Raw genomic sequence first — 19,231 nt, 5'->3', positions numbered from 1 at the left:
GCATGCCGATCCGAAGGTTCATGCGGAGCCGGCCAGCGGCCGGCACTACCGGGCCTTTTCGATCCAGCGTTCAATGCCGCGGCGGTCGCGTGCCTGCAGCAGCTTGGGCGCCATCGCCTGCAGCACCGACAGATCGCTGTCGCGCACCGCACGGCGCACTTCCAGCAGGGTGCCGGGGTGCAGGCTGAATTCCGTCAGCCCCAGCGCCAGCAGCAGACGGGTCATCAGCGGGTCGCCGGCGATCTCGCCGCAGACCGCCACCGGAATGTTGTACGCCTGGCCGGTGCGCAGGATGTGCGCGAGCAGGCGCACCACCGCCGGGTGCAGCGGGGAGTACAGCTCGCCGACCGCCTCGTTGTTGCGGTCGGCGGCAAGCAGGTACTGGACCAGATCGTTGGTGCCGATCGAGAGGAAGTCGACCAGATCGATGAAGCTCTCCAGCGCGATCGCGGCGGCCGGTACTTCGATCATCGCGCCGAACGGGATGTGCTCGGCCACTTCATGGCCTTCCGCGCGCAGCAGTTCGGCCTGCTTGGCCAGGCGCCGGCGGACCGCAAGGATTTCCTCGCGGGTGCTCACCATCGGGATCAGGATGCGCAGCTTGCCGTAGGCCGAGGCGCGCAGGATCGCGCGCAGCTGGGTGTCGGCCACTTTCGGCCGCGCCAGCGACAGGCGCACGCCACGCAGGCCCAGCGCCGGGTTTTCTTCGTTGCTCAGGGTCAGCCCGGTGCGGTCGGCCTTGTCCGCGCCCAGGTCCAGGGTGCGGATGGTGACCGGCCGCCCGCTCATGCCGAGGGCGGCATCGCGGTAGGTCTCGAACTGCTCCTGCTCGTCCGGCAGCTCGTTGCGCTGCAGGAACAGGAATTCGGTGCGGTACAGGCCCAGCCCGTGCGCGCCCAGCGCATGCGCCTGGGTGACGTCTTCGCTGGACTCGGCATTGGCGAGCAGGGCGATATCGACGTTGTCGCGGGTGCGGCTGGGTTTGGTGCGCAGGCGCCCGAGTTCGCGCTGCTCGCGCGCGTGCTCGCGCAGGCGCACGCGGTAGTCGCGCAGGTCCTGTGCCTGGGGGTTGATGGTGACCGTGCCATCGCTGCCGTCCATGATCAGCACGTCGCCGTCGGCCACCTTCTGCAGCACGTTCGGGACGTTGACGATCAACGGCAGGTGCAAGCTGCGCGCCAGGATCGCGCTGTGCGAGAGCGCGCTGCCCCCGGCGGTGACGATGCCGACCACGCCGTGGGCCTGCAGCTGGGCCAGCTCGGAGGGGGCGATGTTGTCGCAGATCAGGATCTCGCCGGCCATGCCTTTGACGTCCGGCGGGCGCTTCTGCAGGAAGGCATGGATGCGCCCGATCACATGGTCCAGATCGTCCATGCGGCTCTTCAGGTAGGCATCGTCCATGCCATCGAAGACCTTGGCCAGGCGGTCGCGCTGCACGCGCAAGGCGTAGCCGGCGCTGTAGGGGCCACTGCGGATCAGTTCGTCCAGGCCGAACAGCAGCTCGGGGTCATCGAGCAGCAGGGCATGCAGATCGAGGAATTCGCCGACCTCCTGGTTGAGCGCGCCATGCAGGCGCTGGCGCAGCTCGTGCATTTCGCCGCGGGCCGCTTCCACGGCCACGTGCAGGCGCTCCAGCTCGGCTTCGATCTTGGCCGGCGCAATGCGCTGCTCGGCCACTTCCAGGGCATGCGGCAGGCGCACCCGGGCACGGCCCAGGGCGTTACCGCGCGAGGCACCGTGGCCGGACAACAGCATCGCCCCGGACGCGGTCCGGGCCGGTGCGGAGGATCCCGATCGCGGCTGCCCCCCCATGCTCAGTTGTCCTCGTCGAAACGCCGCTCGAACAGGGCGACCACCGCGTCCATCGCGGCGACTTCGTCTTCGCCCTCGATGCGCACGGTGACCGGGGTGCCCTGGCCGGCGGCCAGCAGCATGACGCCCATGATGCTCTTGGCATTGATCTCACGGCCCTTGGCGGCCATGGTCACGTTGCAGCGGAAGGGCGCCAGCTCCTGCACCAGCTTGGCAGTGGCGCGGGCATGCAGGCCCAGGCGGTTGGAAACAGTGAGTTCACGTTCAAGCATCGTCGACAATCGCTCCATTGCGAGTGCCTGCCGCGGCTGTGGCAGGCAGTTGATCCAGTCCCTGTTCCGGATAATTCATCACCCGCATCAACATCGGCAGGCTCAGCGCCGAAACCCGGCGTGCCGGGGTGCCCAGACGAGCCAGTTGCCCGGCCAGATTGCTGGGGCTGGCGCCGTACAGGTCGGTCAGGATCAGCACGCCCTGGCCACTGTCCACCCGGCGCAAAGCGGCCGAGGCGAGCGGGAGCAGGACGTCCATATCTGCGTCGAACGGTACTTCGAAAGCTTCGGTCTTCAGCGGCAGGTGCCGCAGCAGACGGGTCGCCACGTCCAGCAGGGCCGTGCCGACACCGGGATGAGTTACGAGGAGAATGCCACAGGTCATTCCCGAACGTTAACAGGTCAACATGAATTGGCGATAGCACGCGTGAAAGACTGCTGTGTTCCGCGGTTCAGCGTGTCGATGACCTGTCCCCGCCCGGAGCAGGACAAGGCAACGCGGTGCCGTCGCTTCGTGGGCCGGGCGGGCATGGCGCCACGCCCGATCCCCCGGGCTGCCGGCCACTGCCGGCAATCCCGTTTTCAGTCCAGTTCGCGGTGGAAGGTGGCCACTTCGGGCCAGCCCTGATCGCGGGCATGGCGGGCCATGCGCTCGGCCATGTACACCGAGCGATGCTTGCCGCCGGTGCAGCCGAAGGCGACGGTCACATAGCTGCGGGTGTCATTGCCCAGCCGCGGCAGCCAGGTGTCGAGGAAATCGACCAGCTGGCCCGCATAGCGCTGCACATCGGGTTGTTCGTCCAGATGCTCGCGCACCCCGGCATCGCGGCCGGACAGCGGGCGCAGCTCCGGATCCCAATGCGGATTGGGCAGCACGCGCACGTCGAACACGAAGTCCGCTTCGGCCGGCACGCCGCGCTTGTAGGCGAACGATTCGAACAGCAGCGAGAGCTTGTTGCCATGGGCCAGCGCGAACTCGGTCACCACCTTGCGGCGCAGCTGGTGCACGTTGAGATGGCTGGTATCGATCACCGCATCGGCGGCGGCGCGCAGCGGCGCGGTGAGTTCGCGCTCTCGGGCGATCGCTTCGGGCAGCGACAGCCCGAGCTGGCTCAGCGGATGTCGGCGACGGGTGTCGGCGTAGCGCTTGAGCAGGGTTTCATCGGTGGCATCGAAGAACAGCAGCTGCGCATCCAGGCCGGCGGCCTTGGCATCCTCGCGCCAGTGCGAGAGCTGGGTCAGGTCACTCTGCGCACGCACGTCGATGCCGACCGCCAGCCGGCGCGGGGCCTCGCGGCCGGGATCGCCGAGCAGGCTGCGCACGAAATCCGGCAGCAGGTCGATCGGCAGGTTGTCCGAGCAGTAGTAATCGAGGTCTTCGAAGGTCTTCAGCGCGACCGTCTTGCCGGACCCGGACAGCCCACTGACGATGATCAGGGTGGCGGCGGTCGGGGCGGAGGCGGGGGCGGGTGTGGTCATGGCGTGCGGCGTTCCAACATGTTGCTGTGGCGGGCGATGAACATCGCGGCCGGGTCGATGCCCTTGGTCCGCAGGATGTGCAGGCGCGTGGCGGCTTCGGTCAGCACGGCCAGGTTGCGGCCGGGCATCACCGGCAGGGTGATCAGCGGCACATCCAGGTCCAGCACGTGGCGGGTACCCGAGTCGCCGGTGAGGCGTTCATAGCCGTAGGGGGTGGGCTCGGTCATCGGCTTGGTCAGGTGGACGATCAGCCGAAGGTACTTGTTCTTCTTTACCGCCGTGTCACCGAACATCTCGCGCACGTTGAGCACGCCCAGGCCGCGGACTTCCAGCAGGTCCTGCAGCAGCTCCGGGCAGGTGCCGTCGAGCACGTCCGGGGCGATCTGGGTGAACTCAGGGGCATCGTCGGCGACCAGGCGGTGGCCGCGGCTGAGCAGCTCCAGCGCCAGCTCGCTCTTGCCCGAGCCGGCTTCACCGGTGATCAGTACGCCGATGGAGTAGATCTCCATGAACACGCCATGCAGGATCACCCGCGGCGCCAGCGTGCGCGCCAGGTGGTAGGACAGGTGGTTGAGCAGTTCGTGGCCGCGCTTGGGCGAAATCCACAGCGGGGTCTGCGATTCGTCCGCGGCCGCGCGCAGGTCCTCCGGGCAGGACTGGTTGCGGGTGATCACCAGCGCCAGCGGATGGGACTGCATGATCCGCTCGATGGTCTCCCAGCGTTGGCGTGAGTCCAGCGAGTCCAGCCAGGACAGTTCCTCGGTGCCCAGGATCTGCACCTTGTTGGGGTAGATCGCGTTGAGGTAGCCGGCCAGCGAAGGACGACGGGAGACCTTGTTGCCGGCCTCCAGCTCACGGCGCTCGCCCTGCTGGCCGGCGACCCAGCGCAGGCTCAGGCGGTCACGCTGCTGTTCGAACAGTTCGCGCGCGGTGATGCTGGTATTCATGCGGCACTCGCCGGCGGGGGGAATTCGATGACCCGACGCAGCTCGTCGCCGTCGCGCGCTTCGCGCAGCGCCTGGCGGATGGCCGGTTCGGAGAACAGCTCGGCCAGCTCGGAGAGCAGCATCAGGTGTTGATGGGTGTAGTGCGCAGGCACGGCAATCGCGAAGACCAGGTCGACCGGTTCATCGCCGCCGAATTCCACCGGCGATTCCAGCCGCAGCAGGGCGCCGCGGGGGCGTTCAAGCAGGGGGGCACGGCCGTGGGGAATGGCGATGCCGTGGCCGATCGCGGTGCTGCCCAGCGTCTCGCGCTGGCACAGGTTCTGGTACAGCAGCTCGGCGTTGGCTTCGCGGCAGGCCAGCAGGCGGGCTGCGGCCTTCAGCACGCTGTCGCGATCGGCGGCCGGCAGCACTTGCGTGCGGACGGCCGCCAGAAGATCAGTCAGAGGCATGTCGGGGTGGAAACGAGGGCATCAGCCCTCATTGTCGCCCACCGGCAGCGGTTGCGGTGCGTGCTGCTGCTTTTTCTCTTTGTGCTTGATGACCAGGCGGTCAAGCTTGTCGGCCAGGATGTCGATCGCGGCGTACATGGTGGGGCCGCTGGCGTCCGCGTGCAGAGTCTGCCCGGGAACATTCACACTCGCATCGGCATGGTGCTCCGGCTTGCGGATCGACAGTTGCACGCGAACCTCGCAGTGCTGGTCGAAGTGCTTCCTCAGCCGTTCCAGCTTGGTCTCCACGTACTCGTTCAGAGCCGGGGTGATCTCAAGGTGGTCCTTGCCAAACGTCTCGATGTGCATCGGGTTTCTCCTTTGTTCGGATGTGCCAATGAACCTTCCCGCCAGGCGCGGTGGAGCGTCAGACGATTCTTACCCTTTCGTGCGAGGCGGAAATGTTCATGGCTTCACGATACTTCGCCACGGTGCGTCGCGCCACCGGTATTCCCGAGGTTTTGAGCAGGTCAGCCAGCTTGGCGTCAGAAAGCGGCTTACGCGGGTTCTCGTCATCGATCAGCCGGCGCAGCATGGCCTGGATGGCGGTGCTGGACGCTTCGCCGCCACTGTCGGTATCGATGCCGGAGGCGAAGAACGCGCGCAGCGGCAGGGTGCCGCGCGGGGTGCGCACGTACTTGCGGGCGATCGCGCGTGAAATGGTGGATTCGTGCAGGCCGAGCTCGCCGGCCACTTCACGCAGGGTCAGTGGGCGCAGCGCCTGTTCGCCGAACTCCAGGAACGCGGCCTGCTGGTCGAGCAGGCAGCGCATCACCCGCAGCAGGGTCTCGCCGCGGGCCTCCAGGCCCTTGAGCAGCCAGCGTGCCTCCTGCAGGTGGGCGCGCATGTAGCCGGCGTCGGCCTCGCCGCAGCGGCGGATCAGCTGCTCGTAGCCGCGGTGGATGACCACTCTGGGCCCGGCGTGGCCGGCCAGGGCGGCCCGCCAGACGCCGTTCTGGCGCCAGACCACACAGTCCGGCACCACGTAGCTGTCGTGGGAGAGATCGCCGATCTGGGTACCCGGGCGCGGGTCCAGCGAGCGCAGCAGCTGCACCGCGACCTCGACCTCGGCCAGTGGCTCGCGCAGCTCGTGGGCGATGCCGGCCACGCCGCTGCGGGGCAGGCGCTCCAGCGGGCCATCGGCGATGCGCCGGGCCAGGGCCAGGCCCGGGGTCTGCGCGGGCAGTACCAGCAGCTGCAGGTCCAGGCATTCACCCAAGGAGCGCGCACCGACCCCGACCGGGTCGAAGCGCTGGATCTGGTGCAGCACGGTCAGGATTTCAGCCTCATCGGCCTGGATGGTCGGGAGCAGGGTTTCGGCGATGGTCGCCAGGGGCTCGCGCAGGTAACCGTCTTCTTCGAAGGCATCGATCAGGGCCGCGCCAATGCTGCGGTCGCGGGCCGACAGGTGCGACAGGTGCAGCTGCCAGAGCAGGTGGTCGGCCAGCGATTCGGTCTCGGCCACGCGTTCGGCGGCGCTGCCGTTGTCGTCATCGTCGAAGGAGCCGCCGCTGCTGCCGCTGGTCCAGTCGCCTTCGCCGGGTGACCAGTCGTCGCTGGCCGAGACCTGGTGCTCGCCATCGGCGTGGGTATCGGTGGGGGCGGGCGGGGGCGTGTCCTCGCCAGGACTGGCCTCGAGCGCCGGTTCAGCGTTCTCGGCCCAGTCCAGCAGCGGGTTGGTCTCCACCGCTTCGTTGATTTCCAGCTCCAGCTCGGCGCTGGACATCTGCAACAGCTTGATCGCCTGACGCAGCTGCGGCGTCATGACCAGGTGTTGCCCCATCGATGTCTGCAGCCGTGCTTTCATGCCTGTGCCGAACGGAAAGAAGGCGTTGCGGCGGCCGCTGGATCAGAGCTTGAAGGTGTCCCCAAGGTAGACGCGGCGGACGTCGGCGTTGGCCAGGATCTCGTCCGGCGCGCCCTGTGCCAGCACGCTGCCCTCGTTGAGGATATACGCGCGGTCGCAGATTCCCAAGGTTTCGCGGACATTGTGGTCGGTGATCAGCACCCCGATCCCGCGCTGCTTGAGGTGGGTGACGATGCGCTGGATTTCACCGACCGAGATCGGGTCGACACCGGCGAATGGTTCATCGAGCAGGATCAGGCGCGGTTTGGCGGCCAGCGCGCGGGCGATTTCACAGCGGCGGCGCTCACCACCGGAGAGGCTCGCACCGAGCTGGTCGGCCACGTGGTTGATCTGCAGCTCGTCCAGCAGGCTGGCCAGTTCCTTTTCGCGGCCGGCCTTGTCCAGGTCCTCGCGCAGTTCCAGCACCAGGCGCAGGTTGTCGGCCACGGTCAGCTTGCGGAACACCGAGGGTTCCTGCGGCAGGTAGCCTACACCCTGCTTGGCGCGGGTGTACATCGGGTCGCTGGTGATGTCCTTGCCGTCCAGCACGATGCTGCCGGCATCGGTCTCGACCAGGCCGACGATCATGTAGAAGCAGGTGGTCTTGCCGGCACCGTTGGGGCCGAGCAGGCCGACCACTTCACCGGCCTCCAGGGTCAGCCCGAAATCCTTGACGACTTCACGCTGCTTGTAGCGCTTGCGCAGGCCTTTGGCGACGAGCATTACTTCTTGCTCCCGGCGGCGGGCGGAGTGGCCGGCTTGGCCGCGGGCGTGGCCGGCTTGGCAGCCGGGGTGGCCGGTGCGGCGCCCTTGTTCTTGGGCTGGATGACCGTGCGCACGCGGGTGCCGTCGCCACCGCTCTGCATGTTGCCGGTGCGGGTGTTGTACGTCATCTTCTGGCCGCTGTTGGTGCCGCGCGGCGACTCGACCTTGTAGTTGCCGGTGAGGATGATCACTTCGCTGTTGACGTTGTAGTCCATGTTGTCGGCCCAGGCATTCATCTTGGAGCCGTCATCCATTTCCTGTTCCAGTGTGGCCTGCTTGCCGGTCAGCACGACGCGTTCGATATCGCCGTTCTTGCGGAACAGATCGGCGTTGGCGGCGTGGATCACCAGGCTGCCCTGGGTGATCACCACGTTGCCGGTGAACGTGCACTTGCCCGCATCGTCGGTCAGGTTGCAATCGTTGCTGTTGGATTCCAGGTTCATCGGCTGGTTGCGGTCGGACGACTTGGCCAGCGCCACGCCGGGCAGCAGCAGGGCGAGCAGCGCGAGCTTAGCGGGCAGCGTTCGGTTCATAGCGGGTCTTGACCTGTGAAAGGAGTTTGTACTGCCGGGTTTTCATGTCGGCTTCGAAGCCGACACCTGTCTGCGACAGGCCCGGGCGGGTCATGGTGACCCGGGCATCGGTCTTGGCACGGTTCTCTTTCGGGAACACGTCCAGATGATCGGTGCGGAAGGTGGTGGGCGGTGCACCGGCAACCTTGGGGCTGTCGCCGCTGACGTTGCCGATGAGCTTGAGCTGGTCGCCCTTGGCGCTGACCCAGCCACTGTCGCCACGCATTTCCCAGTGGTTGCCGTCCTGGTCGGGCAGCAGGAACACGGGCGTGGTCAGGGTCATCGTTTCATCGCTGCGCGCACGCTCCAGCAGCGGGGCGCGCAGGGTGGTGGATTCCTTGCCCTGTTCGTCCAGCGCCACGATCTGGAAATCATGCAGCACGTAATCCTTGGTGGCATCCTCGCCCTCGGCCGCGGGGGCCTTGTCGCGATGGTGCAGGGCCAGCCAGCCGGTCAGCAGTGCGGCGACCAGCAGCAGGCCACCGATGGCGGTACGCACGTTCATGCGCCGAACCTCGCCAGCACCGCATCCACATGGCCCTGGGCGGCCAACAGCACGTCGCACAGCTCACGCGCCGCGCCCTTGCCGCCATCGCTGCGGGTCTGCCAGTGCACCCGCTCGGCGATCCACGGGTGGGCATTGGCCGGCGCGACCGCCAGGCCGACCGCGCACAGCGGGCCGAGATCGGGCAGGTCGTCACCCATGAAGGCAACCTGGTCCAGGCCGATGCCGTACTGCTCACACAGCGCCTTGACGCTGGCCAGCTTGTCGCCAACCGCGATCTGGGTATCGATGCCCAGGTCCGCCCCACGCTTGAGCGCGGATTGGCTGTTGCGCGCGGTGATCAGCACCGGGTGGATACCGTGGTGTTGCAGCAGTTTCAGGCCGAGTCCGTCCTGCACGTAATACGCCTTGCTCTCGTTGCCGTCCTTGTCGTAGTAGAGCCGACCGTCGGTGAGCGTGCCGTCCACGTCGAAGCAGGCCAGCCGGATACGGCCGGCAGCGGCATGCAGGTGGGACGGGAAACCGGGCAACGGGGAGTAGGGCATCGTCTGGGGGCAGCTCAGCTGAATGGAGGAAGGCAACTGTGGTTTAAACCACCCGGGCCCGCAACAGGTCATGAATGTTGAGCGCGCCGACCAGGCGGCCTTCGGCATCGACCACCATCAAGCCATTGATCTTGTGGGCTTCCATCAGCTGCGCCGCTTCGGCCGCGAGCTGATCGGCCCCGATGGTGCGCGGGCCGCGGGTCATCACATCGGCGATCCGCGCGCTGCGCACGTCCAGCTCGGTATCCAGCGCGCGGCGCAGGTCGCCGTCGGTGAACAGGCCGATCAGACGGTTGTCGGCATCCACCACCGCGGTCATGCCCAGCCGCTTGCGGCTCATCTCCACCAGGGCTTCGCTCAGGCTGGCGCCGACGTCCACGCGCGGCAGCTCATCGCCGCTGTGCATGACATCGGTGATGTGCAGCAGCAGGCGGCGGCCCAGGCTGCCGGCCGGGTGGGAGCGGGCGAAGTCGTCGGCGGTGAAGCCGCGGGCATCGAGCAGGGCCACGGCCAGCGCATCGCCCATCGCCAGCGAGGCGGTGGTGCTGGAGGTCGGGGCCAGCGCCAGCGGGCAGGCCTCGGCCGGCACGCTGACATCCAGGTGAACGTCGGCGGCGGTGGCCAGGCTGGACTGCGGGCGGCCGGTCATCGCGATCAGGCGGTTGCCCTGGCGCTTGAGCACCGGCAGCAGCATCAGCAGCTCATCGGACTCGCCCGAATAGGACAGCGCCAGCACCACGTCGGCCTCGGTGATCATGCCCAGATCGCCGTGGCCGGCTTCACCGGGGTGCACGTAGAAGGCCGGGGTGCCGGTCGAAGCCAGCGTGGCGGCGATCTTGCGGGCGACATGGCCGGACTTGCCCATGCCGGTGGCGACCACGCGGCCCTTGCTCTGCAGGACCAGCTGGCAGGCCTGGCTGAACGCTTCGCCCAGCCGCTCGGCGACCGCGCCCAGCGCATCGCGCTCGATCTCGAACACGCGGCGGCCGCTGGCGACCAGTGCCGCAGCGTCGGCCGGATGGGGAAGTTGGGGCGAGACAGCCATGCGAGCGCCACGTGGAAGAGTAGAATGAGCGCTCATTTTATTAGGAAAGCCCGTTGGACGCCGAGACCATCCGCAATCTGATCGAAACCGGCCTGCCTGGCGCCCGCGCGGACGTGCAGGGTGACGACGGCGTGCACTTCGAGGCCACCGTGGTCTGCGACGCCTTTGCCGGCAAAATGCCGTTGGCGCGTCACCGCATGGTCTACGCGACCCTGGGCGATCTGATGGGCGGGGCGATTCATGCGCTGGCGCTGAAGACCGTCACCCCGGGCGAAGCGGGTTAGTCCGCGGACCGATTAGATCAGCCGACCAATCAGATCAGCCGACCAACGGTCGGCTCTACCTCAATTCAAGTAGATTCCATGGCCAAGATCGTAGTGACCGGCGGCAAGCCGCTGCACGGTGAAGTGAACATTTCCGGCGCCAAGAACGCTGTCCTCCCCATCCTGTGCGCGACGCTGCTGGCCGATGCGCCGGTGGAGATCACCAACGTGCCGCACCTGCACGACGTGGTCACCACCGTGAAGCTGCTCGGTGAGCTGGGCGCCAAGGTCACCATCGACCAGGGCACCCTCTCGCGCGGCAGCGCGATCGTGGTCGACCCGCGCTCGGTCAATCAGCACGTGGCCCCGTACGAGCTGGTCAAGACCATGCGCGCCTCGATCCTGGTGCTCGGCCCGCTGCTGGCCCGCTTCGGTGCGGCTGAAGTGTCGCTGCCGGGCGGCTGCGCGATCGGTTCGCGTCCGGTTGACCAGCACATCAAGGGCCTGCAGGCCCTGGGGGCGGAGATCACCGTCGAGAACGGCTTCATCAAGGCGCAGGCCAAGCGTCTGAAGGGTGCGCATTTCACCTTCGACATGGTCAGCGTCACCGGCACCGAGAACGTGCTGATGGCCGCCGTGCTGGCCGAAGGCACCACCGTGCTGGACAACGCCGCAATGGAGCCGGAAGTCACCGATCTGGCGCACTGCCTGATCGCGCTCGGCGCGAAGATCGAAGGCCTGGGCACTGCCCGCCTGGTGATCGAAGGCGTGGAGACGCTGTCCGGTGGCCGTCATGAGGTGCTACCCGACCGCATCGAAACCGGCACCTTCCTGGTCGCCGCGGCGATGACCGGCGGCAAGGTCACGGTCAACCGTGCCCGCCCGAACACCATGGATGCGGTGCTGGCCAAGCTGGTGGAGGCCGGTGCGCACATCGAGACCACCGAAGACAGCATCACCCTGGACATGGGCGGCAAGCGCCCGCGCGCGGTCAACCTGACCACCGCGCCGTACCCGGCGTTCCCGACCGACATGCAGGCGCAGTTCATGGCGCTCAACTGCGTGGCCGACGGCGTGGGCGTGATCAACGAAACGATCTTCGAAAACCGTTTCATGCACGTCAACGAGCTGCTGCGCCTGGGCGCGGACATCCAGGTAGAAGGCCATACCGCGATCGTGCGCGGTGCCGAGCAGCTGAGCGGCGCGCCGGTGATGGCGACCGATCTGCGCGCGTCGGCCTCGCTGATCCTGGCTGGCCTGATGGCCGAGGGTGACACCACCATCGACCGCATCTACCACCTGGACCGCGGCTACGAGAACATCGAAGAGAAGCTGTCCTCGCTGGGCGCCACCATCCGGCGTATCGCCGCATGATCCTGCGCGGCCGGTTCACCCGCCGCCGCAAGGCGCTGCTGGTGCTGGTACTGATCGTCCTGGCGTGGCTGGGCTACGCCTGGTACGTCGGCATCGCGATCACCCAGGGCATCCAGCAGGAAGACATGGACTGGAACGCGGACGGCACGGTCAGCCGTACCGAAGTGTTCCAGTCGTTCTATGCGGTCGGCGTGGACAAGAGTGTCGACGGCAACCGGCAGTGCAGCACCTACTACTGGCGCGACACGCGGCAGCAGATCCGGGTGGACTGCAAGACGGTGTTCGGCGAGGCCAGGCCGGAATGAAAAAACGCCCGCGAAAGCGGGCGTTTTTCTTGGTCAGTTCATCCCTTTGATCGTCAGATCCAGCGCATCCTTGCCGCTCTCACGCTGCAGCAGACGCGCCGGCACCGGAAACTCCGGCACGATCCAGGCGATCAGCTCCTTGTTGCCGTCCACGCGCGAGACCTTGGTCGCGTCGTAGGACTTGCCCGCCACGGTGATCTTTTCCTTGCCGACCACCTTGTAGGACATCGGCTTGATCCGGCCTTCGTCCACCATGCGGTAGTTCAGCGGCTTGCCGGCGGCCAGATCACGCGCGATCGCCAGGTTGATCAGCAGGGCATCCATGTCGCCGGGCTTGAGCGCCACCGGACCACGGCGGTCCGGCTTGACGTCGCCGGTCCAGGTGGCCTGGTTGCTGTTCCAGTTGTAGTTGGCATCGACATTGCGCTTCTTGACCAGCAGCACCGAGCGGTCGTTGCTGGTCAGCGGGCGCAGGCGGCCGTTGGCCTCTTCGAACACGGTGGTCTGGCTGAGATCGGCCAGCTGGTTCTTCACGTTCAGGCTGTAGCGCCACTTGTTGGCGCCTTCGCTGGCCAGGGTCATGGTGCCGTTGGCCTGCATGCCCATGTAGCTGGCCTGGTAATCGGCCTTGAACGGCTGCAGCGCCATGGCCGGCAGGCTCACCACGGCAAGGGCGCCGGCGGCGATCCAGGTCAGCGGACGGTTCAGTGTGGTCATGCTCAGACTCCTTGGTATTCGATCAGGCGCAGATCAATCCGATCTTCGCCGTCTTCGCGTTGCAGGATGCGGACCGGCGTGGGGACACCGTTGGCGATCCAGAGGATGGTTTCGTCATTGCCGCCGTTGGTGCGATACACCCGCAGCGCGTTGTAGGACAGATCGCCGACGGGCACGTTCTCGGTGTCCGGTGCGGCCTGGTAGTCGTGCTGGCGGACGCGGCCCACGTCCACGTAGCGGTAATGCATCTGCCCGCCGGGACGCGCATCGCGCATGATCGCCAGGTTCAGCAGCAGCGCACTCTGGTCGCCGGGCTGCAGCGGGATCGGCTGGCGGCGTTCCTTCTTCAGATCGCCCAGCCATTGGGCGGTACCGGCCTGCCAGTCATAGGTGCCGGTGACCTTCTTGCCCAGGAACAGGCCCTTGCGGACCGTGCTCTGGCTCAACGGCACATAGGTCCCGTTGCGGTTCTCGAACACCGTGCTCTGCTCCAGGTTCAAGCCGAGCACGCTGGCGAAACCGCTGCGGCCGACCACCTGCATGTCCACGCGCCACTGGTCACCGCCGGTGTGGGTGACACGCATGGTGGCATCGCCGGCCTGCTTGCCCTTGTAGAGGGCCTGGTAGGTGGCGGTGAACGGCTGCAGCGGCGGCGCTTCCCAGCTCATGGCAGGCAGCGCGGGCAGCGGTGGCGTGGCCGTCTCCTGCGCGTGGGCAAGGGCGGCGGTGCACAGCAGGGATGCCATCAGCAGCACGGGCTTGAACAAAGGCGTTCTCATGCGGGCCGGTCGGTGGAGGAGGGGAAAGAATGCCAGCGCCGGGATCAGCGGCGTGTGTGCGCGGCGCTTATCGGTTCAGCTGTCCGGCGCAATCTAGGCGCAGCGGGCTAAACAGGGGGTGACCATCGAGCTGGAGCTGACCTGCCTGTTCAGTTACGCGGCCGCTGACCAGCAGCGCCAGGCTGGCGATCAGCAGCGGATGCTCCACGGCCAGCACCCGCAGGGCCAGGGCGTCGGCGGTGTCGCCGGCCTGCACCGGCACCCGGGCCTGGGCCAGCACCGTGCCGGCATCCAGTTCGGGCACCACGAAGTGCACGCTGGCGCCGTGCTCGGCATCGCCGGCCTCCAGTGCGCGCGCATGCGTGTGCAGGCCCTTGTAGAGCGGCAGCAGCGAGGGATGGATGTTGACCAGGCGGCCATCGAACCGGGCCACGAAGGCCGGGCCGAGGATGCGCATGTAACCGGCGCAGACGATCCAGTCCGGCGCGAAGGCGTCCAGCGCATCGGCCATCGCCGCATCGAAGGCGGCGCGGTCCGGGAAGTCCTTGGGCGAACGTGCCCAGCGCTGATCCGGGCTCACCTTGAGCAGGGCCGAGGCTTCGGGCTTGTCCGAGAGCACGGCCACGACCTGCGCATCCAACCGCTGCGCGGCGATGGCATCGAGGATGGCCTGCAGATTACTGCCCCGGCCGGAGGCAAGGACGGCGATACGGCTGCTCATGCGGTTGGGAAGGCCGCCTTGACCGCGGGGCGCGACAGCACCACCAGGGTGAACACGCCCAGCGCAGTACCGAATGGCATGAAGATGCAGGCGATGCCGGCCACCACCATGCACAGCAGGTAACGCCGGCGCTGCGCCAGGCAGCGCCCGGCATAGGCCATGTAACCGGCCAGCACCAGCCCGGCAACGCAGCCCAGCCCGCCGATCAGCACGAACACCCACCCAAGCAGGCGCGGATCGAACGGCGGCGGCGCCTCACCGGGCGCCAGCGGCGCCGGCGCGGCGAAGATCACCGCCACGCCCATCAGCAGGTAGATCAGCGGGAACAGCGAGAACAGGGCGGTCAGACCGGCCAACACATAGTGGAAGACCGACAGCAACTGCAGCTGCGAGGTGTCGCCCGCCGTGGCCGGCAGGGACGGCGCCGCTGCGGTGGGCAGCGACGGCGGTTGAGCGGCGGCCTCCGGGCGGGGCTCCATGACCGGGCTCAGCCGATCTTGACGCGTTCGGCGCCGTCGGCGCGGGTCACTTCACCGATGGTCCAGTGGTCCAGGCCCTGCGCGGCCACCGCGGCACCGACCGAGGCGGCGTCGCTGGCGGCCACGATCAGCACGAAGCCGATGCCGCAGTTGAAGGTGCGCCACATCTCGCTGTCGGCCACGGCGCCTTCCTTCTGCAACCACTGGAACACCGGCGGCAGGGTCCAGGCGTCGGCCTTGATGTCCAGGCCCAGGCCGTCGGGCACCACGCGGATGATGTTCTCGGTCAGGCCGCCACCGGTGATGTGGGCCATGCCGTGGATCGCCGCGCCGTGGGTCTTGAGCAGCGCCAGGATCGGCTTGACGTACAGGCGGGTCGGCGCCATCAGCGCATCGACCAGCTTGACCCCGCCGTCCAGCTCCAGATCGGCCGGCTGACCGGCGCGGTCATAGATGCGGCGCACCAGCGAGTAGCCGTTGGAATGCGGGCCGGAGGAGGCGATGCCGATCAGCACGTCGCCGGCGGCCACGCTGGCGCCGTCCTTCATTTCGCTCTTCTCGACGCCGGCGACGGTGAAGCCGGCCAGGTCGTACTCGCCCGGGGCATACATGTCGGGCATTTCAGCGGTCTCACCGCCGATCAGCGCGCAACCGGCCTCGGTGCAGCCGTTGGCGATGCCGCCCACGACCGCCGCAGCGGTGTCGATGTCCAGCTTGCCGGTGGCGAAATAATCCAGGAAGAACAGCGGCTCGGCACCCTGGACCAACACGTCGTTCACGCACATCGCGACCAGATCGATGCCGATCGTGTCGTGGCGGCCCAGCTGTTGTGCGAGCTTCAGCTTGGTGCCCACGCCGTCCGTGCCCGAGACCAGGACCGGCTCGCGGTACTTGTTGGAGAGGTCGAACAGGGCGCCGAAGCCACCCAGTCCGCCCATGACTTCCGGGCGGAAACTGCGCTTCACCAGCGGCTTGATGCGCTCGACCAGCTCATTGCCCGCGTCGATATCGACACCGGCGTCGCGGTAGGTCAGGGGAGAGGGATTGGACGGGGAATTGGTCACGGGCGTCGGCGCTGCGCTGGGGTGAAAGCGCGATTTTAACAGGCCACGTTGGCGCGCAGGCCCTATTCGGGCAACAATTCCCCCCGGATACGCTCAATGGAAGTCCTGATGCGCCGCAGCCTCTTTTTCATGATGTTCCTCGCGTTGTGCCTGCCGGTGGCCTCGATGGCCCAGAGCGGCCTGCGCACCGAAGGCGATGTGGCCAGTGCCAGTGGCGCTTACGAGGCCGAGGTCCCGGTCAACAGCCAGGCCGATTCGGACCGCAACGGTGCCCTGGCCAGGGCGCTGGGCAATGTGCTGGCCAAACTCTCGGGCGACCGCAGCGTGATGAGCCGCCCCGGCGTGATGCAGGCCCTGCGCAATGCCAAGGATTACGTGGCCAGCTATGACTACCGCCAGGACCAGAGCACCTCGGCCGGTGGCGCGCCGAGCTATCGCACCATCCTGGTGGCGCGCTTCCGCGAGGATGACGTCGATGGGCTGATCTCTGCCCTCGGGCTGCCGCTGTGGCCGCAGCCCCGCCCGAAGCCGGTGATCTGGCTGGCCATCGATGATGGCTCCGGCCCGCGCCTGGTGACCGTCCAGCAGGCCAATGCGGCCCGCCCGCTGCTCAACCGCGCCATCGAGCGCGGCTACAAGCTGGGCCTGCCCTCGGGCAGCGCCGCCGAGCAGGCACTGGTCGGCGCGATCTGGCGCCAGGACACGGCCGCCGTGGCGCGGGCCTCCGCGCGCTATGCCCCACCGATGCAGCTGATCGGCAAGCTCTACCGCGATGGCAGCGGCTGGGTGGCGGACTGGGTGTTCGTTGATGGCGGCAAAGAACTGAACAAGTGGACCACCAAGGACAGCGACGCCCGCCGTGCGATGGCCAGCGGTGCCGACGGCGCCGCGGATGCGCTGGTGCGCCGGTACGCCAAGGCCGGGGCCGCCACCGGCGCCGCCGGGACCTACACGATCGTGGTGCTGGGCCTGAACAGTGCCGAGGATTACATGCGCCTGGCCGCCGGCCTGCGCGAGACGGCCGTGGTCCGCAACGTCACCCCGGTGCGCGCCTCGGGCGATCGCCTGGAGCTGTCGCTGGAACTGACCACCGGCCTGGCCGGCCTGAACCGCATGCTCGGCGACAACGGCGTGATCGCGCCGACCGCGCCGCTGGCACTGCCGGTGCCGATCGATGAAACCAACCCCTCGGCCCTGCCGCCGCCGCCCAGCAACGAGTACCGCCTGCGATGATCCTCACCCCCGAAGCGGAAATCGCGCAGTTCCTCAGGCGGTTGAAATACGTCCTGGTGGCGCTCGCCGCCGGCTGGGTGATCTGGCTGCTTGGCCCGATCCTGACCCCGTTCGTGCTGGCCCTGGCGTTGGCGTGGCTGGGTGACCCGCTGGTCGACCGGATCGAGGCTACCGGTCGCTCGCGCAACACCGGCGTGGTGCTGGTGTTCGTGGCGATGATCCTGTTGATCACCGCCGCCTTGCTGATCCTGGTGCCGATGATCGAGCGCCAGGTCGCCACCCTGGTGGCGGCGATCCCGCAGGCCCAGCAGTGGCTGATGGAAAAAGGCATCCCGTGGTTCGAGCAGAAAACCGGGCTGGAGATCATGCAGTGGATGGATCCGGATCGCCTGATCGAATGGGTGCGCAGCCATTGGCAGCAGGCCGGCGGCTTCGCCAAGACCTTCTTTGGCTACGTGCAGCGCTCGGGGTTCACGATGGTGACCTGGGTGGTCAACATCCTGCTGCTGCCGATCCTGGCGTTCTACTTCCTGCGCGACTGGGACAAGCTGGTCGAGCGCGTGGCCTCGATGATTCCGCGCAACCATGTCGGCACCATCACCAAGCTGGCGCGTGAGTCGGACGAAGTGCTCGGTGCGTTCATCCGCGGCCAGTTCCTGGTGATGATCGCGCTGGGCGTGGTGTACGCCGCCGGCCTGTCGCTGGTCGGCCTGAAACTGGGCCTGTTGATCGGCCTGGTGGCCGGCCTGATCAGCTTCATCCCGTACCTCGGCGCGACCACCGGCATCGTCATGGCGGTCGCGGCGGCGCTGGTGCAGGCGCAGGGCTTCGATCTGAAGCTGCTGATCCTGGTCGGCGTCGTGTTCACCGTGGGCCAGTTGCTGGAAAGCTACGTGCTGACCCCGCGCATCGTCGGCGACAAGATCGGCCTGCACCCGGTGGCGGTGATCTTCGCGGTGATGGCCGGTGGCCAGCTGTTCGGCTTCCTCGGCATGCTGCTGGCCCTGCCGGTGGCGGCGGTCAGCAACGTGCTGCTGCGTTATGCACATCAGCGCTATCGCCAGAGCGATCTGTACGCCGGTGAGAAATCGGCGATCGTGCTCGATGCCTACGTCGACAAGCCCGAGATCGTGATCGTCGGCACCCCGAAGGGGCCGGACGCACAGTGAGTGTCGTTCCGCAGTTGCCGCTTGCCCTGCGCTACCCGCAGGACGAGCGGTTGGAGACCTTCATCGGTGCGCCGGATGGCGCGCTGGCGCAGCTGCGCGCCATTGCCGTGGGCGCCGCGCACGACTGGGTGTATCTGGAGGGCGCGCCGGGCACCGGCAAGACCCATCAGGCGCTGGCGATGTGCTCGCTGGCCGAACAGGCCGGCCGCCAGCCGACCTATCTGCCGCTGAAGGCGGTGGTGGGGCGTACGCGCGCCGCGCTGGAATCACTGGAAGGCCGCGACCTGGTCGCGCTGGATGGGCTGGATGCCGTGGCCGGGCAGCGCGAAGACGAAGTGGCGCTGTTCGATTTCCACAACCGTGCGCGCGCGGCGGGCATCACCCTGCTGTACACCGCGCAGCACGCGCCGGATCAACTTGGGCTGGTGTTGCCGGACCTGCGCTCACGCCTGCAGCAATGCGTGCGCGTGGTGCTGCAGCCGCTGGATGACGAAGGCCGCGCGGCGGTGCTGCGCGAGCGCGCGGCGCGACGTGGCCTGGCGATCGATGAAGCGGCGATCGAATGGTTGCTGACCCGTACCGGTCGCGAGCTGGGCAGCCTGGTCAGTCTGTTGGATTGGCTGGACCGCGAATCGCTGGCGGCGCAGCGCCGCATCACCGTGCCGTTCCTGCGCCAGGTCCTGGAAGACGGCCCACACCTGTTGTAGAGCCGACCGTTGGTCGGCTGCTCAGGAGACGGCCCCACCGTGTAGAGCCGACCGTTGGTCGGCTGCTCAGGAGAGGGCCCCACCGTGTAGAGCCGACCGTTGGTCGGCTGCTCAGATGGGCTCGGTCGGAGAGCAGCCGACCAA

24 protein-coding genes are annotated in these 19,231 nt (G+C 67.6%); 6 read left to right on the top strand and 18 right to left on the bottom strand.

The features are described from left to right. Positions 1–45: 45 nt before the first annotated feature. The 13 genes from ptsP to ABE546_RS18205 all read right to left on the bottom strand — a co-directional run bounded on the left by ptsP (position 46) and on the right by ABE546_RS18205 (position 10,276). The gene (ptsP, locus tag ABE546_RS18265; RefSeq protein WP_313212877.1) at positions 46–1,755 is read right to left on the bottom strand and encodes a phosphoenolpyruvate--protein phosphotransferase; all 1,710 of its coding nucleotides are present in this window, start codon (positions 1,753–1,755) and stop codon (positions 46–48) included. A 59-nt stretch (positions 1,756–1,814) separates the two neighbouring features. After that, entirely contained in the window at positions 1,815–2,084 is a 270-nt protein-coding gene (locus ABE546_RS18260) for an HPr family phosphocarrier protein (RefSeq protein WP_121043139.1), read from the bottom strand. Next, positions 2,077–2,469, bottom strand: a complete 393-nt coding sequence (locus ABE546_RS18255) for a PTS sugar transporter subunit IIA (protein WP_019185401.1) — start codon at positions 2,467–2,469, stop codon at positions 2,077–2,079. Before ABE546_RS18255 ends, ABE546_RS18260 begins: the two co-directional genes overlap by 8 nt. 197 nt (positions 2,470–2,666) lie before the next feature. Continuing rightward, positions 2,667–3,563 carry an RNase adapter RapZ gene (rapZ, locus tag ABE546_RS18250; RefSeq protein WP_183073811.1) on the bottom strand — a complete coding sequence of 299 codons (897 nt, stop codon included), beginning with the start codon at positions 3,561–3,563 and terminating at the stop codon, positions 2,667–2,669. Further along, complete coding sequence (gene hprK, locus ABE546_RS18245; protein ID WP_019185403.1) at positions 3,560–4,510, bottom strand: HPr(Ser) kinase/phosphatase; 951 nt, start codon at positions 4,508–4,510, stop codon at positions 3,560–3,562. The genes rapZ and hprK overlap by 4 nt, the downstream gene beginning before the upstream one ends. Next, complete coding sequence (locus ABE546_RS18240) at positions 4,507–4,959, bottom strand: PTS sugar transporter subunit IIA (RefSeq protein ID WP_121043141.1); 453 nt, start codon at positions 4,957–4,959, stop codon at positions 4,507–4,509. Before ABE546_RS18240 ends, hprK begins: the two co-directional genes overlap by 4 nt. Positions 4,960–4,980: 21 nt before the next feature. Then, a complete protein-coding gene (gene raiA / locus ABE546_RS18235; protein ID WP_046274055.1) occupies positions 4,981–5,307 on the bottom strand; it encodes a ribosome-associated translation inhibitor RaiA in 327 nt (108 codons plus the stop codon). 58 nt (positions 5,308–5,365) lie between these two features. Next, a complete protein-coding gene (locus tag ABE546_RS18230; protein ID WP_346464639.1) occupies positions 5,366–6,805 on the bottom strand; it encodes an RNA polymerase factor sigma-54 in 1,440 nt (479 codons plus the stop codon). 42 nt (positions 6,806–6,847) lie between these two features. Next, positions 6,848–7,567, bottom strand: coding sequence for an LPS export ABC transporter ATP-binding protein (gene lptB / locus ABE546_RS18225; protein WP_019185407.1), 720 nt, complete (start codon positions 7,565–7,567; stop codon positions 6,848–6,850). Next, positions 7,567–8,142, bottom strand: a complete 576-nt coding sequence (gene lptA, locus ABE546_RS18220) for a lipopolysaccharide transport periplasmic protein LptA (protein WP_313212888.1) — start codon at positions 8,140–8,142, stop codon at positions 7,567–7,569. The genes lptB and lptA overlap by 1 nt, the downstream gene beginning before the upstream one ends. Then, positions 8,120–8,686 (bottom strand): LPS export ABC transporter periplasmic protein LptC, encoded by a 567-nt coding sequence (gene lptC, locus ABE546_RS18215; protein ID WP_121043149.1) that lies wholly within the window; start codon positions 8,684–8,686, stop codon positions 8,120–8,122. Before lptC ends, lptA begins: the two co-directional genes overlap by 23 nt. Then, entirely contained in the window at positions 8,683–9,231 is a 549-nt protein-coding gene (locus ABE546_RS18210) for an HAD hydrolase family protein (RefSeq protein ID WP_313212891.1), read from the bottom strand. Before ABE546_RS18210 ends, lptC begins: the two co-directional genes overlap by 4 nt. 43 nt (positions 9,232–9,274) lie before the next feature. Then, positions 9,275–10,276, bottom strand: coding sequence for a KpsF/GutQ family sugar-phosphate isomerase (locus tag ABE546_RS18205; RefSeq protein WP_313217452.1), 1,002 nt, complete (start codon positions 10,274–10,276; stop codon positions 9,275–9,277). 53 nt (positions 10,277–10,329) lie between these two features. Between ABE546_RS18205 and ABE546_RS18200 the strand changes: the two genes are divergently transcribed. The 3 genes from ABE546_RS18200 (at position 10,330) to ABE546_RS18190 (ending at position 12,218) form a co-directional block, all read left to right on the top strand. Beyond that, positions 10,330–10,560, top strand: a complete 231-nt coding sequence (locus tag ABE546_RS18200) for a BolA family protein (RefSeq protein ID WP_313212896.1) — start codon at positions 10,330–10,332, stop codon at positions 10,558–10,560. A gap of 78 nt (positions 10,561–10,638) precedes the next feature. Next, entirely contained in the window at positions 10,639–11,913 is a 1,275-nt protein-coding gene (murA, locus tag ABE546_RS18195) for a UDP-N-acetylglucosamine 1-carboxyvinyltransferase (protein WP_313217454.1), read from the top strand. Then, positions 11,910–12,218: an EF-hand domain-containing protein gene (locus tag ABE546_RS18190; RefSeq protein WP_346464638.1), complete on the top strand. Its 309-nt coding sequence runs from the start codon at positions 11,910–11,912 to the stop codon at positions 12,216–12,218. Before murA ends, ABE546_RS18190 begins: the two co-directional genes overlap by 4 nt. 33 nt (positions 12,219–12,251) lie before the next feature. On the opposite strand, the gene ABE546_RS18185 is transcribed toward ABE546_RS18190, so the two are convergent. The 5 genes from ABE546_RS18185 to purM form a co-directional block, all read right to left on the bottom strand. After that, positions 12,252–12,935, bottom strand: a complete 684-nt coding sequence (locus ABE546_RS18185) for a DUF3108 domain-containing protein (protein ID WP_313212590.1) — start codon at positions 12,933–12,935, stop codon at positions 12,252–12,254. 2 nt (positions 12,936–12,937) lie between these two features. Next, positions 12,938–13,681, bottom strand: a complete 744-nt coding sequence (locus tag ABE546_RS18180; RefSeq protein WP_313212610.1) for a DUF3108 domain-containing protein — start codon at positions 13,679–13,681, stop codon at positions 12,938–12,940. Positions 13,682–13,781: 100 nt separating this feature from the next. Further along, positions 13,782–14,435, bottom strand: coding sequence for a phosphoribosylglycinamide formyltransferase (purN, locus tag ABE546_RS18175; RefSeq protein WP_313212591.1), 654 nt, complete (start codon positions 14,433–14,435; stop codon positions 13,782–13,784). Beyond that, a complete protein-coding gene (locus ABE546_RS18170; protein WP_313212592.1) occupies positions 14,432–14,914 on the bottom strand; it encodes a hypothetical protein in 483 nt (160 codons plus the stop codon). Before ABE546_RS18170 ends, purN begins: the two co-directional genes overlap by 4 nt. Before the next feature lie 8 nt (positions 14,915–14,922). After that, positions 14,923–15,948, bottom strand: coding sequence for a phosphoribosylformylglycinamidine cyclo-ligase (gene purM, locus ABE546_RS18165; protein ID WP_313212611.1), 1,026 nt, complete (start codon positions 15,946–15,948; stop codon positions 14,923–14,925). A 138-nt stretch (positions 15,949–16,086) separates the two neighbouring features. Between purM and ABE546_RS18160 the strand changes: the two genes are divergently transcribed. From ABE546_RS18160 to hda, 3 genes are read left to right on the top strand one after another with little or no spacing between them, the layout of a single operon-like run. Then, a complete protein-coding gene (locus ABE546_RS18160) occupies positions 16,087–17,211 on the top strand; it encodes a DUF2066 domain-containing protein (protein ID WP_313212593.1) in 1,125 nt (374 codons plus the stop codon). Continuing rightward, a complete protein-coding gene (locus ABE546_RS18155) occupies positions 17,208–18,380 on the top strand; it encodes an AI-2E family transporter (protein ID WP_313212594.1) in 1,173 nt (390 codons plus the stop codon). The genes ABE546_RS18160 and ABE546_RS18155 overlap by 4 nt, the downstream gene beginning before the upstream one ends. Continuing rightward, complete coding sequence (gene hda / locus ABE546_RS18150; protein WP_019185422.1) at positions 18,377–19,087, top strand: DnaA regulatory inactivator Hda; 711 nt, start codon at positions 18,377–18,379, stop codon at positions 19,085–19,087. The genes ABE546_RS18155 and hda overlap by 4 nt, the downstream gene beginning before the upstream one ends. Positions 19,088–19,231 lie beyond the last annotated feature (144 nt).

This window comes from Stenotrophomonas sp. TWI377 (assembly GCF_039674525.1).
In the GTDB taxonomy this organism is placed as follows: Bacteria; Pseudomonadota; Gammaproteobacteria; order Xanthomonadales; family Xanthomonadaceae; genus Stenotrophomonas.
Note: the sequence above shows the minus strand (reverse complement) of the source record. Positions and strands in the feature narration are given on the sequence as shown.